Annotated in this window: 17 protein-coding genes and 1 tRNA gene; 9 read left to right on the top strand and 9 right to left on the bottom strand. The window is 49.3% G+C overall.

Annotated elements, in window-relative coordinates; all coding sequences use genetic code 11:
• Nucleotides 1–176 precede the first annotated feature (176 nt).
• The 3 genes from KDW_RS09425 to KDW_RS09420 all read right to left on the bottom strand — a co-directional run bounded on the left by KDW_RS09425 (nt 177) and on the right by KDW_RS09420 (nt 1,270).
• Nucleotides 177–572, bottom strand: a complete 396-nt coding sequence (locus tag KDW_RS09425) for a DUF4383 domain-containing protein (protein ID WP_151755716.1) — start codon at nt 570–572, stop codon at nt 177–179.
• A 291-nt stretch (nt 573–863) separates the two neighbouring features.
• Complete coding sequence (locus KDW_RS31620; RefSeq protein WP_162005088.1) at nt 864–1,019, bottom strand: hypothetical protein; 156 nt, start codon at nt 1,017–1,019, stop codon at nt 864–866.
• A gap of 74 nt (nt 1,020–1,093) precedes the next feature.
• Entirely contained in the window at nt 1,094–1,270 is a 177-nt protein-coding gene (locus KDW_RS09420) for an ATP-binding protein (RefSeq protein ID WP_233097661.1), read from the bottom strand.
• 343 nt (nt 1,271–1,613) lie between these two features.
• On the opposite strand from KDW_RS09420, the gene KDW_RS32765 reads away from it, so the two are divergent.
• Nucleotides 1,614–3,548, top strand: a complete 1,935-nt coding sequence (locus KDW_RS32765) for a choice-of-anchor Q domain-containing protein (RefSeq protein WP_198925232.1) — start codon at nt 1,614–1,616, stop codon at nt 3,546–3,548.
• Nucleotides 3,549–3,766: 218 nt separating this feature from the next.
• On the opposite strand, the gene KDW_RS09410 is transcribed toward KDW_RS32765, so the two are convergent.
• Nucleotides 3,767–3,839: transfer RNA gene (locus KDW_RS09410), tRNA-Phe, on the bottom strand.
• 486 nt (nt 3,840–4,325) lie between these two features.
• Here KDW_RS09410 and KDW_RS09405 point away from each other — a divergent pair.
• The 3 genes from KDW_RS09405 (at nt 4,326) to KDW_RS09395 (ending at nt 7,171) form a co-directional block, all read left to right on the top strand.
• Nucleotides 4,326–4,934: a CHAP domain-containing protein gene (locus KDW_RS09405; RefSeq protein WP_151755715.1), complete on the top strand. Its 609-nt coding sequence runs from the start codon at nt 4,326–4,328 to the stop codon at nt 4,932–4,934.
• Nucleotides 4,935–5,189: 255 nt separating this feature from the next.
• Complete coding sequence (locus KDW_RS09400) at nt 5,190–5,927, top strand: COG3942 and LysM peptidoglycan-binding domain-containing protein (protein ID WP_151755714.1); 738 nt, start codon at nt 5,190–5,192, stop codon at nt 5,925–5,927.
• Between the two features lie 527 nt (nt 5,928–6,454).
• Nucleotides 6,455–7,171: a hypothetical protein gene (locus KDW_RS09395; protein ID WP_151755713.1), complete on the top strand. Its 717-nt coding sequence runs from the start codon at nt 6,455–6,457 to the stop codon at nt 7,169–7,171.
• Here KDW_RS09395 and KDW_RS35850 read toward each other — a convergent pair.
• Nucleotides 7,140–7,376, bottom strand: coding sequence for a hypothetical protein (locus KDW_RS35850; RefSeq protein WP_371876250.1), 237 nt, complete (start codon nt 7,374–7,376; stop codon nt 7,140–7,142). The genes KDW_RS09395 and KDW_RS35850 overlap by 32 nt on opposite strands.
• Nucleotides 7,377–7,653: 277 nt before the next feature.
• Between KDW_RS35850 and KDW_RS09385 the strand changes: the two genes are divergently transcribed.
• The gene (locus KDW_RS09385; protein ID WP_198925231.1) at nt 7,654–8,481 is read left to right on the top strand and encodes a M20 metallopeptidase family protein; all 828 of its coding nucleotides are present in this window, start codon (nt 7,654–7,656) and stop codon (nt 8,479–8,481) included.
• 35 nt (nt 8,482–8,516) lie between these two features.
• Complete coding sequence (locus tag KDW_RS32760; RefSeq protein ID WP_198925230.1) at nt 8,517–8,858, top strand: M20/M25/M40 family metallo-hydrolase; 342 nt, start codon at nt 8,517–8,519, stop codon at nt 8,856–8,858.
• A gap of 147 nt (nt 8,859–9,005) precedes the next feature.
• Here the strand turns inward: KDW_RS32760 and galU are convergent, their stop codons facing one another.
• The 4 genes from galU to KDW_RS09365 all read right to left on the bottom strand — a co-directional run bounded on the left by galU (nt 9,006) and on the right by KDW_RS09365 (nt 12,115).
• Nucleotides 9,006–9,875 (bottom strand): UTP--glucose-1-phosphate uridylyltransferase GalU, encoded by an 870-nt coding sequence (galU, locus tag KDW_RS09380; RefSeq protein ID WP_151755712.1) that lies wholly within the window; start codon nt 9,873–9,875, stop codon nt 9,006–9,008.
• A 454-nt stretch (nt 9,876–10,329) separates the two neighbouring features.
• Nucleotides 10,330–10,833 (bottom strand): DUF1440 domain-containing protein, encoded by a 504-nt coding sequence (locus KDW_RS09375; protein WP_151755711.1) that lies wholly within the window; start codon nt 10,831–10,833, stop codon nt 10,330–10,332.
• 177 nt (nt 10,834–11,010) lie between these two features.
• Entirely contained in the window at nt 11,011–11,595 is a 585-nt protein-coding gene (locus KDW_RS09370; RefSeq protein ID WP_151755710.1) for a VIT1/CCC1 transporter family protein, read from the bottom strand.
• 109 nt (nt 11,596–11,704) lie between these two features.
• Entirely contained in the window at nt 11,705–12,115 is a 411-nt protein-coding gene (locus tag KDW_RS09365; RefSeq protein WP_151755709.1) for a Fur family transcriptional regulator, read from the bottom strand.
• 397 nt (nt 12,116–12,512) lie between these two features.
• Between KDW_RS09365 and KDW_RS09360 the strand changes: the two genes are divergently transcribed.
• From KDW_RS09360 to KDW_RS09350, 3 genes are all read left to right on the top strand, one after another.
• Complete coding sequence (locus KDW_RS09360; RefSeq protein ID WP_151754673.1) at nt 12,513–13,826, top strand: NF041680 family putative transposase; 1,314 nt, start codon at nt 12,513–12,515, stop codon at nt 13,824–13,826.
• A gap of 311 nt (nt 13,827–14,137) precedes the next feature.
• On the top strand, nt 14,138–16,498 hold the full coding sequence (locus KDW_RS09355) for a hypothetical protein (protein WP_151755708.1): 2,361 nt from the start codon (nt 14,138–14,140) through the stop codon (nt 16,496–16,498).
• Between the two features lie 191 nt (nt 16,499–16,689).
• Nucleotides 16,690–17,328, top strand: coding sequence for a class F sortase (locus KDW_RS09350; protein WP_162005086.1), 639 nt, complete (start codon nt 16,690–16,692; stop codon nt 17,326–17,328).
• The last annotated feature ends 23 nt before the right edge of the window (nt 17,329–17,351 follow it).

Genomic DNA, 17,351 nt, shown 5'->3' with positions numbered 1-17,351 from the left:
AGTATAACAAATAACAGGCGTATTTGTGTAAATAGATGTATGCTACTTGCTTTGTATTGCTTGACCTCTGTGTTTTTATTAATCAGAAAAAAAGAGAAACATCTCTTGAGCAGAGATGTTTCTCCTGATGCTTCCATTTTGTAGTTGCTGCGGATGCGTGATCAGCAATATGCTTTTCAGGCGTTTTGAACTGCTGCACGGCGGGATTGCAGGGCAAATCCGACGTATGCCAGTGCCGCACCGATTACCAGGTGAAGAATGTTGTCGGCAAGGTTGATCATCACCAGACCGAGCAGCATACCATTTGGGACAAGTGCTGGAATGAAGCCGAGGACGGCTAGCAGCAGGTAGATAATACCTACAGCTCTATTGTAGAGGCGACCTGCTCCGAGCAAGGCTGCGGCAATACCCAGCACACCGAATAGAAGGTGAACGATGTTATGGAGTCCATGGACCATAAAGATGCCCAATAATGCCCCACCAGGCGTTAAAGCTGGAATAAAGCCGAGGATACCAATTAAGAGAAAAACAATACCAATAGCTAATGCAGCATTTTTCTGAATGTTTACCATTGTATTTAATGGCTCCTTTCATTTTTCTATTGGGTACTACGCCCCCAGCGCATTTTTGGATCACTTGCTCTGGATTGTTTTTCTGAACAGCTTGTGAGCAGACTTATTGTTTTGAGATAAGTGCAGGCACGCTTAACCTTTCAAGAGATTGTCCGGGTTCGTTGCATGAAGCGTTGTATAACCACAATCAACGCAGACTATAGCTCGGAGTTTAGAGCGATGCGTATTCGGGATCATAGGTTGATCGAAACGGGGGTCCTTACGGGTTGTACGAGCCATAAATTTTATTCGCTATTTTGAGGTGCCTGCCGGAGGATTGTTAATCAACACATCTCTTATCGTAGGAGGATTGCCGGGCATTACTCCTACTGCGGCATTGCCCAGAACAGAGGCGGGTACGCGTTGACCTCCGCATTCCGGGCACGGTTTCAATTCGCGCTCTTGCATTTGATAATGCATCCTTTCATTGCTCTCGTGTTAGATGTCCTATGTTTCTACTTCTACTTACGTATCCCGTATCCCTACGGACTTTTTTCCGGCTCACATTGAGCGGGAAGGCTGACAAAAAAAATTGTGCCTTTTCCCTCCACCGATTCCACCCACATTTGTCCCTCATGTCGTTCAACGATCTCTTTACTAATGGCAAGTCCCAATCCCCACCTTCGGGTTGAGGATGATCGAGCTGGGGGTGTGCGCACCAATGTCTCTATACAATAAAACAGAAAATGTCCGATTGAAAGCGATCATTTAATCACAGCACTATATTGAAAAGGGGCAGCATTGCCTGAATGAACAGGACCAGAAATGAGACCTCCAACTATTTATATCGTTGCTGTTGAGATTTGTAGTATGGTTGATGTGTCAGCGCGAACGACAACAAACGGACCCTATGCGCCGCACCGCCTGATCCCATATTACGCAGACACCCGTTCAGCGTACCAGGAGGCTTGCATCAGAGATGGCAGAGGAAAGGAACCAGTGGCATTGCCTGGAGGAGGCAAAGAGCTTTTTATTGATATGTGGGAGAGGAAGAGAACTGACATGAGCAAAAATTTTTGGCAGAAACGTAATGTAAGATATCTGCACCTCATGCTTGTAGTGCTGATAAATCTGTTGTGGGTCTTGAATGGAACCAGTATCAGCTATGCCCGCCGGCACGCCTTTATTCCGGTGACCACGTGCGACCAGGCACATCTGCAGACCGCCATTGCCAGCGCTGCGGCTGGCGATACCATCAAGTTTCAGTGTAATGGAACTATCGTCCTCATCAGTACTGTGACGATCGCTAAAGATCTCACGTTTGACGGCACCGGGCAAACAGTCACCCTCGACGGGAATAATGCCGCCCGGATATTATATGTCAATACCAGCATCCATTTTACCCTCAATTCACTTACTATTGCCCATGGCGCTTCCACCGATGGTGGCGGTATCTACAACCGTGGCACACTGACCATCAGCACCAGTAGCATAGGCAACAACACTGCCACCAATGGTGGCGGTATCTACAACTATGGCACACTGACCATCAGCACCAGTAGCATAGGCAACAACACTGCCACTTATGGTGGCGGCATCTACAACGATGGCACACTGACCATCAACAACAGTAGCATAGGCAACAACACTGCCACCGATGGTGGCGGCATCTACAACTATGGCACACTGACCATCAGCACCAGCACCATAGGCAACAACACTGCTACCTATGATGGTGGCGGCATCTACAACGATGGCCCGCTGACCATCAGCACCAGCACCATAGCTAACAACACTGCTACCTATGGTGGTGGCGGCATCTACAATAGCAATGACCCACTGACCATCAGCGCCAGCACCATAGCTAACAACACTGCTACCTATGGTGGCGGTATCTACAACTATGCTGGTACGGTGAATGTAGCGCAAAGTATTTTCACCACAACGGCTGGACAGCAAAATTGTCTTGGTGCCGTGACTGATCAGGGGTACAACCTGGAGAACGGCTCAGACTGTAGCTTTACTGCCAGTACTGATCTCCAAAACACCAATCCACAATTGGCTCTCGCTGGCTTACAGGATAATGGAGGGCCAACCCAGACCATCGCGCTGCTGTCAAGTAGTCCGGCTCTCGATCGTATTCCACCAGCAAGCTGCCAGGTTCCAACTGACCAGCGTGGTGTCTCTCGTCCACAAGGGCCAGCCTGCGATCTGGGTGCCTTCGAGCTTGAGCAAACCCCAACGCCAACGCCAACGGAAACCCCAACGCCAACACCCACTCCAAGCCCAACGCCAACGCCAACGGAAACCCCAACGCCAACGCCAACACCCACTCCAAGCCCAACGCCAACGCCAACACCCACTCCAAGCCCAACGCCAACGCCAACACCCACTCCAAGCCCAACGCCAACGCCAACACCCACTCCAAGCCCAACGCCAACACCCACTCCAAGCCCAATGCCCACGCCATGGCCAGATGTAGCGGTGACACTCAATCACGCAGGGGGAGGGAGTTTTCTGCCCGGGCAAACGGTGACGGAAACCCTGCGCGTCTCCGCCTCGGCGCAATCAGGCCCGATTGCACATCCTTCATCAATTCAGGTCATCGACGTGATCCCATTGGGCTTCTCGAATGTCTCCGTGGTGGGCACCAACTGGTCTATTATCACGACCGGGACCACCAGCCCGCTTCTCGTGTCCGCGACCTATATTGGACCATCTCCCCTGCTGGCAGGCTCAAGCTTGCCACCGCTTACAATTACCGGGACGGTGAATGGCACCAGTGGATCTTTCCTGGTTCAGACTGCGACCGTGGGAATTGCCGGGGATAGCAACCCTAATAACAACCTGGCCAACGATACACTCTTGATTGCCCCTGGCCCTTTGGTCATGCCAGCTCTAGACTCCTCGCAGCCGAGAGGAGCTATGCTACCCATCGTGAGAGCTGCCTTGCCAGGCAAGCCCTCTCTGCTCTTTGACGACGACCAGGAGCAATGATCCCGCTTCCTGTACACTGTTTGATCACTCTGTTTCCTATTCGCAGCCAGGAAAAAGGAAGAATATTTCTTTCTCAGAGATATTCTTCCTTGTGAGCAAGTGTGGATTATTGGTTGTTTTGGCGTCAGTTTTGGTATCAAATGCCATTTTTTGCCAAAAAGAGAAGCGCGTCGATCAGCTATTAGAGCCGATTGACGCGCTTCTTTATGTTTCACAGATGCCAAGAGACGGAATCGAACCGACGACACTAGCATTTTCAGTGCTATGCTCTACCGACTGAGCTATCTTGGCGTGGCAATAATATAGCATGTTCTCGAATTCCCGTCAACCCCTTTTGGGGGCCTTTTTTCTGTTGCGCGGAAATTTGATGGTACTGGGGGTTCTTTTTGGTTGACCTTTTTTTCTTGCGTTGATGACCCTCTATGTATTCTCCCGTTGTGATTTTTATTTCCACACGGGTTATTTACTGTGAATTACTTTAATTACTCTATATGTATACACTGTGAGTGCAATCAATATGACCATTTTGAGGCTATGTCGACTGCTTGTCGTATTTTTAATAGCTAATTGGTACTAAGTTTCATAGTGTTTCATGGTGTTTCATCTGAGTATGCGCTAATATAAATACATCAAGTCGGTACATTCCAAATAACCATATTGGTAATTGAAATTGTACACACGTATAGTGATTAAATTTACGCACATGTATGGTGATTAATACTACATATATGTATGGTGATTTAAGATTACACTTATCTAAAAGGAGATTCACTATCTATGCCGAAAACAAATAGCATCTCGCAGTTTGTATCCCAACATCGAGTCGTCCGCACAGTCGCTGGACAGGTTGTCATTATTGCTGCTCTTGCTCTGATGTTGCTTGGTGGTATTGTTGGTACTACTGCTCAGACTGAGGCTAAGTCACACGTCAATACCGCTACCCAGGCTACGGCTAAAGCGAATGTCAATACTGTAAGTAATGTTCAAACTGCTCCGATGGCTATGCAGACTCAGGCGCTGGCAATTCGAGGTGCGGGAAACTTTTTCCCCTGGGGCCAGTGTACCTATTGGGCTAATATGCGCTATCATCAGTTGCATGGTATTTATGTTCCCTGGACAATTTACTCGAATGCCTATCAGTGGACCGCTCGCGCTTATCAGTTTGGTTGGAAAGTTTCTACTACTCCTCGCGTTGGCGCTATTATGCAGATCAGCCCATGGACACAGGGTGCGGGTGCTGTCGGTCACGTAACGGTTGTTGAGCGAATTCTGGGCCCTGGTCTGGTTCTGGTCAGCCAAATGAACTGGGGTGGTCTGGGTGTTGTTTCTTACTCTCAGTTCCGTGTTGGTCCTGGCACCGGTACATACTTCATTAGTTACAACTAGACATTTCTCCTAAAAGAGGCCAGATAACGTCTGGCCTCTTTTTTTTGTGCTTTTTTGCGGTCATTTCTTTCCCGTATTAAATTCTCATAAAAGAGAACTGACAAATCTTCACCCTGTATCCTCCTTTTTTCCTATGTTTCACTGTATTTCATGATGACTGGCTGAAGATGCGGTACTATATATATCGATACGCATTTATTTAAGGGAGCAGGTATCTACACCTGTGTTGTTTTGTCGATTAGAGGAGATGTTCACTTGTTGTTTACTGAAAAGAGTCGACGGATCTGGTTGTATGTGAATCAACATCGTAAGTTGAGTATTGCTGTTGGTCATGTGATTGTGTTAGCTGTTTTAGGCGTGGTCTGGCTGAGTAGCGCGTTTGCACCCGCAGTATTTGGTGCTCTGGCTCAGGCCTCTTGCGCAAAGAATGATCAGACATATGTGGTACGTGGTGGTGATACACTGGGATCTATCGCCGCTGGTCATAAAACAACATGGCAGAAACTGACTTCCTATAATCATTTGTCTGACCCCAATCGGATTTTTGTAAATCAGCATATTTGTATACAGGGTCATGGCAATACCACGGTCGCTAAAGGGGGTCCCACAGGCAATCATCCTGTTGTTGTGGGGGCCATTCATGGTAAAGGCAATCCTTTTCCTGCTGGTGTGTGTACCTGGTGGGCTAGCCAGCGCTATTACCAGCTACATGGTATCTTTGTTCCCTGGACCACAAATGCGAATGCTTATCAGTGGACGGCTCGCGCTCGGGATTTCCGTTGGCGCGTTTCTGCGACTCCTTCCGTTGGCGCTATTATCAGCTTACAGCCAGGCGTGCAAGGTGCCTCTGCCTTTGGCCATGTGGCGGTGGTTGAGAGCGTGAAGGGTAATGGCCATGTGATTGCCAGTAATCTGAACTGGGGTCCTGATTATTCACGGATCACGAATGTTGAGTTCAGACCGGGCCCTGGCGTCTCCTTTATCTCTGCTTAATCCTTTTTAAGAGATGGATATGCATCTGTGTATCTATCTCTTGACTTCATGATTCGTCAGCGCGATTTTGTAGAAAAAATCTATATTTACTTTGTTGATTTCTAGGGCGTGCTAAACTAAAAGCAGAGATGCTCCTTGTTTCTCTTCTAGTAGGGAAAACGGCTTTGCGAGGATAATAAAGATAGTGGATCCATCACGGGGCATCTCCCTCTTTCATTCTTTCCTCTTCATTTTTAGTTCACTATGAGTTTCATTTCCTTTTGTACTATCTGTAATCAGTAGAGAGAGTGGACTTATTGGTGATATATTTGCTTCTTTTATACATTTAGACTATTATTAAGTCCTGCTCAAGGCAGGCAGGATAGTCCTCATCTGGGTTCATATATGATATCTACCTTATATATCTGCTCTACCTGATTCATCAAGAGTAGCCAAATCCCAACGCTTGACGAGTACATCTATTCTGTTATACTACTTATCAATGAGAACGTTTGTTCTAAAAAATCTATCTAGAAGGAGGAATCGTAATGGGAACGACTTATACCCGCCGGCAGCCCGCCTATTACGATGTTGAGGATCGTGATGATCTTTATGTGACTCGTATGCCGAGTAGCACTCGTCGCTATAAGCCATATGAGACTATGGATGATCCTCTGGTTTATCAAAACCAGAATACCAGTTCTATTCAACGTCGTCGCTCAAGTGGAAATACGACAAAGACTCAGTCTGTGTATCCCACTCGGCAACCAGGTGGCGCTGCTTCCAGTGCAGTTCGACCGTCCAGAACGGTAGATGTGCCTCGCAATGCCCCGGCCCCTAAACGGCGTCCGGCTAAAAAACGCTTTTATCCTACGTTGATCTTTGGGATGATTGTGGCGATGGCTCTTCTGATCGGCTTGACTTCACTGATTTCATGGTGGCAGGGCTTCCAACAAGATATGGCCTATGGTTATCCTCGTACCGCTCATCTCGATGCTGTGGTTGGGCATAATGATAGTACTGAGCATCGCACCCACTTTGTCTTTATTAATCTTCACGGACATATTCAAGTTTATGAAATTCCGGGCGGCGATACTTCAAAAATGCGTATCTTTAATGGCCCTATTCTAGATGGTTCTGGCCAGGACCTCATTCCCGTCACCGGGAGTGTTGTTAACCAGCAAGGGAAAATCAATTTGATTGTCCATGTCGGTGACCGGGATTTCCTCTTCGTTAATGATGGGAAGACTTTCCACCCTCGCTGATTTCGCTATCACTATATATCAATACTGAATGATATTGGTCTAGGAATCGGTTTTCTCCTGCGTGAGGAGACGGCGTTTGCGCTCGATACCCCCAGCGGTATCTTCCTGTATCTCCGTCTCCTCTTACGACGCGGTGACCGGGGATGATCAGGGCAACTACTGGATTGGTAGCACTGGCCCTGGCTTTCTTTTTATCTCCTGGCAGATTGGCTATTTCCCCATATAATCGGGTTTCCCCGTCATTATCTCCAAGACTGACGACACAGATGCTTCTACGGCAACCCGGCGTTGCTCATCATGTGAAATATTCATAGCTTCTCCGGGCAAGTGCGGGAATTGCGGCTTGTGGTATGAATGCTGGGAAACATCTCAATTCATATGTTACGATAATAGTACAAAAAATCCTGGCAATCTATCCGCTTCTTGCTTTGAATGTGCCAGGATCTCAGACGATTCTATCCTGTGAGTGAAAGAAGGTTTGCATGCAAGTATTTCAACCCGATAGTTTGAAGAGCGAGATTGATGAGCGTGTACCTGATCTGGTGGCGATGCGTCGCGATCTGCATGAGCATCCAGAGATGGCGTTTGAGGAGGTGCGTACCTCTGGTATTGTTGAGCAGCGCTTGCGTGCTCTGGGTTTTGAGGTGCAGACGGGTATTGCGAAAACCGGTGTGGTGGGTCTGCTACGCGGCGAGCAGGCTGGCTCGGATGCGAAGACGCTGGCTATTCGTGCCGATATGGATGCTTTGCCGATTCATGAGTTGACGACGGTTGAGTATCGTTCTCAGGTCGATGGGAAGATGCATGCCTGCGGTCATGATGGTCATACGTCCATTGGTCTGACGGTTGCGGATATTTTGAGTAAAAAGCGCTCCGAGTTGCGAGGTAATATCAAGTTTATTTTTCAACCTGCGGAAGAGGTGGTCGGGGGTGCAGAGCCTATGGTTGAGGCTGGCGTGATGAATGATGTGGATGGTGTGATCGGACTGCATTTGATCAGCAATTATCCTATTGGTCGCGTCGGTGTGCGTGCCGGTACGGTTTTTGCCAGTGCTGACAAATTAAAGCTGACGGTCCATGGCAGTGGCGGACATGGGGCTATGCCTCATGGTGCGGTGGATCCGATTGTGATTGCTGCCCATGTCATCACGGCCCTGCAAACCTTGATCAGTCGCGAGACCTCTCCTTTTAGTCCTGCTGTGGTCACGATCGGCACCATCAATGCCGGTACAGCCTTTAATATTATTCCCGAGACGGCGGAACTGGGTGGCACCATGCGGGCTTTTCGACCGAGCATCGTGCGTATCTGACCCGGCGCATCCAGGAAGTTGCTAATGGGGTTGCGGTGGCATTGGGCGGTTCCTGTGATGTTGAGGTGTATGGTGGCTGTCCACCTTGCGTGAATGATGAGACTATGACTGAACTGGTGCATGCGGCTGCCGTTGCCAGTGTTGGTGAGTCCGCGGTTGATACTGGTGATGAGATTCCTACCACCGGAGCGGATGATATGGCCTATTTCTTAAATGCCGTGCCTGGCTGCTACTTTATTGTGGGTGCACAGAATCAGGAAAAAGGAGCGCGCTATCCCCATCATCATCCTCGCTTTAATATTGATGAGGATGCTCTGCCCATCGGCGTCGAAGTGCTGGTGCGTTCAGCCCTCTCATTTTTCGATCATGAAAAATAGAAAACGCATAAATATACGCGAGACGTAGGTTCGACCCTTGAGGTCGATTATCTCCGCTGTGCCCTTGAGGTCGATTATCTCCGCAGGTGGCCCTGGCCTTGATTATCGTAACAATAATCGAGGACAAGGCCACCTGCATATTGGTATTTATTTTTCTTGTAATGCCTGTTGCATATAATCACGTAATGCAGGGGCGATATCTGGATTACGCAATGCCCAGGCGATCGAGGTGGTCAGCAATCCAAGGGGGGTACCCATGTCGTAGCGCAGACCTGTGAAATGAAGTCCATGGCACTTGCCTGCACGGGCCTGTTCCAGCAGGGCATCGGTGAATTGGATCTCACCACCGCGACCCGGTCTGGTTTTTTCAAGGATGGGGAAGATATCCGGTGTGACCAGATAGCGGCCCGCAACCGCGAAATCAGAGGGCGCATCTTCAGGGGCTGGTTTCTCTACCAGGTCGTTGACTTGATAGATATAAGGCTCTTTCTCCTTTACCGAGGCAATTCCATAGGATGAAATGAGCTCGCGTGGAGTTGAGAAGAGTGAGAGCACGGATGTCTGATATTGATCATAGATCTCGATTAGTTTTGAGAGGCAGGGCGTTTCGGGAGCAAAAATCTCGTCTCCCAGCATCACAACAAAGGGCTCATCTCCAATCACTTCGCGGGCGCAGAGTACGGCGTGGCCGAGTCCCAGCGGTTCAGCCTGGCGGATTGAGACATATTTTGCCATTTCCTGGACGTGACGGACCGCTTCCAGCTCCTTCTTTTTGCCTTTACGCTCCAGGGTCTGTTCCAGTTCGGGAAAGGTGTCGAAGTGATCTTCGATGGCGCGTTTGTTGCGGTTGGTGACGAAAATAATCTCTTCAATTCCAGCTTCTACGGCTTCTTCTACGATATATTGCAGTGTCGGCTTATCGACAATCGGCAGTAGCTCTTTAGGCACTACCTTGGTCGCTGGGAGTACACGTGTCCCTAAACCTGCCACTGGTAGCACTGCTTTACGAATACGCATTGGTCCTCCTTATAGTTAAACACAGGCAATCAGACTGATGTGCCTGTTGTCTGTAGCATTCATGTCTGTTTCGTATTGTATTTTATTGCACTGTTGAGGTCAATCTGAGCAACGCAGGACAGCAAAAAATATAGCGCTAGAAAGAATTGTCCATCGACAGTTCTTTTCTCGGCGCTATACGATGTGATTTTTGCTCATATGCCCTTTCTCATCTTCTTCGCAGAAGTGAGAGAACAATGATGATGACAATAATAATAATCAGGTAAGGCAGTTCGATACTGAGATAGAGGGTGTTGTTTGCCACGTTTAACTGCATAGCACTAGCACTCTTTCCTTTGATTATTGGCGGTCTGCGCCTATAATAATTCTCTCCTCATATAGCACGTCTGACATTGTTGAAGAGTTTTATAGTATGCAAATTTCCAGATATTGATAAAAGATGGAATAGGTCTGCTTACTTTGTACCTAGTTGTTTCTCTAGCTGATCGGCCACGACGCCAGTAACTCCTCCCCAGATAAGATGGGCTATAATCATGAGCATATTACGTTCTTGCGTTTCGTTGGTTCCAGCGGCCAAAAATTTTCCCGCTGGTAGCCATCCCATATAGCTTGCTGCCCAGACCCCTACGCCGAAAAGACTGCCTTTGAGCAGTGGGGGAAGCTTCAACTTGCTGGCAAAGGTAATATAGAGAGATCCCATGCTGGCACCGTAGCCGAGATGGGCGGTCAGGGTCGTTCCGAGTAAGGCTGGCTTGTTCAGATCTATATTCGCTCGCTCTGCGACTTCACCAGTGACTTTTTCGGGTGGTAAGGCGTCTTTTTGCCAGTCTGGTAGAAACTTGTGCGCGGCCAGCATAAAGAGGCTCATCGGAATGGTGGCTATTCCTCCCGCTGCCGCTCCAACTATTGAAGGAAACGTAAAGGGTAGGGCCGGTAGTGCGCGTTGTTCGTGTGCCATATAAGAATGCTCCTTGGTGTTCAGGAATTCTGCGTAGCGGCTTTGCCATGCGTTATGTGTAACACGTAACTGGTACTACAAGCGGTTTCGTTGGGATGCGCGATAAAAAACAGGGATGCATCTACATCCCTGATTATATGCTACCATATTCTGGCACTTTCTTGCATGTTGTGCTGGTCAGGCATTACCAAAGATCATGGCTGCAATAAAAACCAGGATTCCGCTTCCGACAACCTGGATCATGGATTTGAGCCACTGGGTTTTGAAGTAACGATGGCGAATGGCGGCGATGACGACGAGCTCAACGGCTACAACGACATAGGCCAGTATCAGTGCGGATTGGATATTGCTTGCCAGGAAGGGTAGGGTATGCAGGGCTCCGCCAATGAATGTCATGATGCCGGTAATGCCACCACGAACCACAGGACTTCCCCGGCCGGTGAGGGTGCCGTCGTCTGATAGTCCTTCGGAGAAGGCCATGCTGATGCCTGCTCCGGTCGCTGATGCCATGCCGACCAGGAATGCCGTGAAAGGATTATGGGTGGCAAAGGCTGTGGCGAAGATGGGGGCGAGTGTTGAGACCGAGCCATCCATGAGGCCAGCTAAGCCTGGCTGAACGACGCGGAGGAGAAAATCATGGGAGGTATCGTCATTGTTGCGGATGGCGCTGATAATCGCACTAACCTCTTCTCGCACTGTCACTTTTTCGGCTTGCTCTATTTGTACCTCTGGTCGATCCATATTATTTTTCTCTTGCACCATGCGACAATCTCCTTGTATACCGGAATGATCTCTTCTAGAGGGCAAGCTTCGCAAAGATCACTCCGCTGCCTTCAAATGGAAGATAAGAAAGTAGTTCAGGTCTCTATTTTTATACTTGTAGTAATTGTTTTTGCTTCTGGCTACAGGCAGGACAGCGACCATAGAGCCTGAGCTCATGTGAACTCAACTCGATGCCCGTCGCCCGGGCCGCCTGTTCAAGCATTTCCTGCGTGAGCGGAATATCTACTGGCACATCTAATAGAGCCCCGCACTCAGTACAGATTGCATGGTCATGTCGTGAAATATGACCATCATAGCGACAGGTATCGTCACTATGTCTCAGCTCCTTGATATATTTTTGCTCAACCAGACTATGTAATATACGGTAGACACTGGCCAGTCCGATGTGGGAGCGCACCACCTTTACCGCGTCATACACCTCGGAGGCCGTCGGATGATTATTGGCTGCACGCACCATGTCCAGGACCGCCTGCGCGTTCGCGTTCAATTTCTCCTTCATAGTCTTGCCCCCTTTATCTGCTGTATATTAGGTCACCCTAATAATGATAATCATTCTCACTTTTATTGACACCAGAACTATACCATTCATGTCAACCTATGTCAAGGCACAAAGTGGGCTGCCAGCACCGATACGCAGATAGTACTGCGCCTTTTTTTGACCTCTACAAATGGACGATTACTTATTATGAGAGGGAAGTGAGCATGTGACTGCTCTCTTCGTACATTCCTCTCGTGTATAAAGCACGAAATGATGCGCACAGAATAACAGAATTATCCAGATTTATAGCCAAATTGACGTTTAGACTAAATCAGACAAAAAGGCCCCCCACCTTGCGGCGGGCGGCCTGATCAAGTAAAGTTCTTCTTATAATTACAACACAAGGAATTTTACTTGCATGACTAACAGTAACACATTGCGACAATTTCGTCACGACATCTATGACTGTTTTCCACGAGCGAAGGATGCATTGTTTAATACAATTGATGGACTGATGACAGAAATACAGGCGACATCGTTTCCAGAGATCTCGCAATCGCCCTTGTTTGAACGCACCTGGGCTAGTTTGTATGAGGCGTTTGAAGATGGGCGTATCGATGAGAAGCGCCTGCGAGAGATTCTGGCACGCTATCTGCCCAAACCCGATGCGGGCAAGTGGCTCTGGATTGGCATTGATGCCAGCAAGATTGCACGCCCGGCTGCTGTAACGTCGGCCGATCGTACGGCACAACATATGCATAATCTGCCAGAATGCAAGAAGCCAGTCACGTTTGGGTGGCAATTCTCGACGGTCGTGGCTTTGGCAGAGCCAGTGAGCAGTTGGACCTATATTCTGGACCAACAACGGGTGGCGTCGCAGACCACCGCCATCGAAGTCGCAGAAGAACAGCTCAGGCAAGTGGTACCCTATTTGCCCAAGCAGGTCATTGTTGTATTGGACCGGGGGTATGATTCCAACTGGTTGTGGTGTCGTTGTAGCGCATTGGAGGTTGAGGTGTTGGGTCGTCTCAAAAGCAATCGCTGCTTCTACCGAGCTGCGCCACCTCCAACAGGAAAAAAAGGATGTCCACGCAAAGATGGTGACAAACTGCAACCGAAAGATCCAGCAACGCATCAGGATCCAGATGGAGTATGGAAAGGTACCGATGAGAAAGAGCGTCCGGTGGAAGTCACCTGGTGGAAACACATGCATGTCAAGCAGGCACGCTACCTGGACGTCACCGTTTTGCGGGTGGTGCGACCTCATGCGACCAACAAAGAGCGTGATCCACGCGTGAGCTGGTTTGTGTGGATTGGGGATCAAGAAGCTGATGTCACCCAGATTGCACTGGGCTATGTGCTGCGCTTTGGGCAAGAGCATGGCTATCGTTTTGACAAGCAATGCTTGTTGTGGGAACAACCACGTTTGCGGACCCCAGAACAGTTTGAGCGATGGAGCCATATTGTGGCGATCGCGCACAATCATCTGGTCTTGGCTCGTGACGTGGTTGAAGCAGAACGGCGACCATGGGAAAGCAAACAGCGCAAGCCAACCCCCCAACAGGTGCGGCGCGGGATGCACAAATTGTTGGCACGTTTGGGCACTCCTGCCCGGCCACCACAACCACGCGGAAAATCGAAAGGCCGGATGAAAGGAGCAAAAGTTGGCAAAGCACCACGTTTTCCCATCATTCGCAAAAAGCCAAAGTTGCCTCAAATTGTACCATCCTGATGGCAGAGATGACGCATTGATTCATCGTCTTTCTTTGAACGGAACTTCTCATGGAGTTCTGGTAGAACTTTTTAGTCTAAACGTCAAGCCAAATATCATTGATAAAACAAGAAATACATATAAATATATTATCTTTGCGTATTGTACCCCAAAGACCCTTTTTTGGAGGTTATCTGTATACTTGATTTGAACCTAGCATGATGGGTAGCTGCTTTATAGGTATAAATGGCAGTGTAATTGGGTATATGATAATTCGTGCTAGTCATCACTTTCATTGGTAATCAGTATAGTGGAAGAAGGGTTTCTTAGTGATGCATCAACCTCCTCGTGTTAGAAAGTATCTTACGTTTGGCTCGTTATTTCGAGCTTTCCTGCTGTGCTTACTACTTTTAGGTAGTCAGCTTTCTGTGTTTGCGGGCTTTTTTGCCAGTGCCCAGGCCGTGGGCTATTCTCATGGTCGAGGCATGATTCATGCATTCCCTCAGCCTCATCTGGGAACGACAAAACCCCAGGATCCCAAGAAAAAATTTGTTCCGCATATTCCGGTTCAGAATGAAACACCAACAGCGACAGCTGTAGCCTCGCCGCCACCTCCGACGGCGGAGACTTCGCCAACGGCGGTAGCAACAGCGGAGACATCGCCAACGGTAGGAGCAACAGCGGAGACTTCACCAACCGCGGCGCCAGCAACGCCAGTAGCGGCGACAGGCACACCAGTCCTAAAACCACAGTTGTTTATCTCTAAGTCCCATGTGGGTGGGAGTACCACGTTCAATGTGGGTCAGCCAATTACGTATGTGCTGAGTATCACTAATCTTCCAGGGTCGGGCGCTGAGAGCCAGACGGTCACCCTGTTTGATTTGCTGCCACTTGGTCTGACTAATGTGTCGGCCACGGGTTTGAACTGGACCATTAGCGTGACCAATGTCACCAGCCCATCAGCGGTGCTGGCGACCTACACCGGCACGTATCCACTGGCACCGGGCACCAACCTGCCGCCAATTTCGATCACTGGCACGTTTACGAGCGATGCCGTTCCGTCGTACACCAATACAGCTGTTGTGAGCTCGAGTGATGATCCGAGCCCGAGCCTGAATAGCAGTTATGATACGGTGGCCGTGAGCCAGGCTGGAACTGGTACCGGCACGCCAACAGCGGTAGCAACCACGGAGACTTCGCCAACCGTGGTAACGACCCCATCGCCAACAACGGTAGCCACCACGGAGACTTCGCCAACCGTGGTAACGACCCCATCGCCAACAACGGTAGCCACCACGCCAACAACGGTAGCCACCACGCCAACAACGGTAGCCACCACGCCAACCGTGTCGGTTTCGCCTACGGCGACGGGCACACCGCGCTTAAAACCACAGTGGTTCATTTCCAAGTCCCATCTGGGTGGGAGCACGACGTTCAATGTGGGTCAGCCAATTACGTATGTGCTGAGTATCAGTAATCTGCCCGGGGCAGGCCCGGAGAGTCAGCCGGTCACGCTGTTTGATTTGCTGCCCCTTGGTCTCACCAACGTATCGGCCACGGGTTTGAACTGGACCATTAGCACGATTAACACCACCAGCCCGGCAGCGGTGCTGGCGACCTATACCGGCACCTATCCGCTGGCTCCAGGCACCAATCTGCCGCCGATCTCGATCACTGGCACGTTTACCGCTGATGCCGTGCCGGCGTACACCAATACGGCCATTGTGAGCTCCAGTGATGATCCGAGCCCGAGCACGAATAGTAGTTATGATACGGTAACTGTGGTCCAGCCCGCATCTGGCACTCCAGTCGCCGTGGGTACAGAGGCCACCACACCATCGCCGACAATAGTCGCAACGAGTACGGTGGTTAGCGCGACACCAGTAGGTACTTCAACGGGATCAGGAACCCCGAGTGGGACAGCGGTTGCTGGTACTCCAACGGGATCTGGAAGCCCAGACGGGACAGCGGTTGCTGGTACTCCAACGGGATCTGGAAGCCCAGATGGGACAGCGGTTGCTGGTACTCCATCATCCGGGACGGCACCGACAAGCACTCCTCCTGATTTGCAGATTATCAAGAGTGGTCTGAAGGGTGATCAGTATGAGGTGGGTGATAAAGTTACCTTCTTCCTGGTGGTTACTAATCAGAGCAATGCAGGTCCAGTCAGCGATCCCAGTACGATCACGGTTGAGGATGTCATTCCTTTGGGGCTCACGAATATCCATGCTTATGGTGAAAACTGGCAGTTTAGTATCAGTGATAAAACCAGTCCGGCAGTGATTGATGCGCATTATACGGGCACGGATCCGCTGAATGCGAACCAGAGCTTGCCGGTGATCACCATCACTGGTGAGATCACGGACGATGCTGGGCCTTCCTTGACCGGTACGGCGACCGTGGATGTTCCGGGTGATGTGACTACGGATAATAACTCGGCGGCCTATACGATCTATGTCCCGGGTGGCGGTCAGAACAATAATGATGATCACCAGAACAATGATGATCACCAGAACAATGATGATCATCACAACAATGATCATCACAACAACAACAACGAGATTAACAACAACAACAATAACAACAACGAAAGTGTGAACGTACATTCCGAAAACCATCATCAGCAGCATGAGCAGCAGCATCATAACTATCCTGGCTTGCCTCTGACAGGATCTGATCCTGGCACGAGATAGGTTGGATGGTATTGATGGTGGGTCATGTGGGTGCGCAAATGGAAGTTGGCAGTATGAATCTATGTTCACCTGGCATTTTCTGTTGGCCGTCCATGTGATGGACTAACAATCATCACCCCTGGTTTTCCGGGGGTGATGATGTGTTGTTATTTACAATCATTAGCGAATTGATGCAAAGGAGTGCATATACGATGCATACAAGACAGCGTTACTGGTTTTTATTGGCTTTTCTGTTTGTAATGCTAAGTATTGGTTTGGGAATCTGGGCATGGAGCAGTATCCTTTCTGTCCAACACACAGTGGAACAGCATACGGTGAAAAAGGTCGTTCCTTCTCCTCATCCGGCTGTTTCACCTACCCCAAAGGGCATCTCTATGTCTGCTGGCGCCCATTTGATTATTCCAGCAATCGGCATTAATGCTCCCGTTGAGTTAGTGGGTAAGAATGCAGATGGATTAATGGAAGTGCCAACCCGTAATCGCTGGGAGGGGGCTGGCTGGTATAAGGATGGTCCCTCACCGGGTCAGACAGGCTCGGCAGTGATTGATGGCCATTTAGATCGTCCCGGGGGGGCACCGGCGGTCTTCTGGCGCTTACGGGAATTACATATTGGCGATATTGTCACTGTCAAGGAGAAAACTGGTCGGACGGTGCGTTTTAAAGTCACGAAAGTGGCCAGTTATAAACATGATGAGGCTCCGGTTGAGCAGATCTTTGGTCAGAAAAATGGGAATTTCTTGAATCTGATTACTTGCGCAGGCGTATGGATACCAGCGGAGCACCAGACTACTGAACGCCTGGTTGTGTATACAAAACAACTAACTCCATAGAAATTTTTTCCTGGATTATTCAG

The organism is Dictyobacter vulcani, assembly GCF_008974265.1.
Classification (GTDB): Bacteria; Chloroflexota; Ktedonobacteria; order Ktedonobacterales; family Ktedonobacteraceae; genus Dictyobacter; species Dictyobacter vulcani.
Note: the sequence above shows the minus strand (reverse complement) of the source record. Positions and strands in the feature narration are given on the sequence as shown.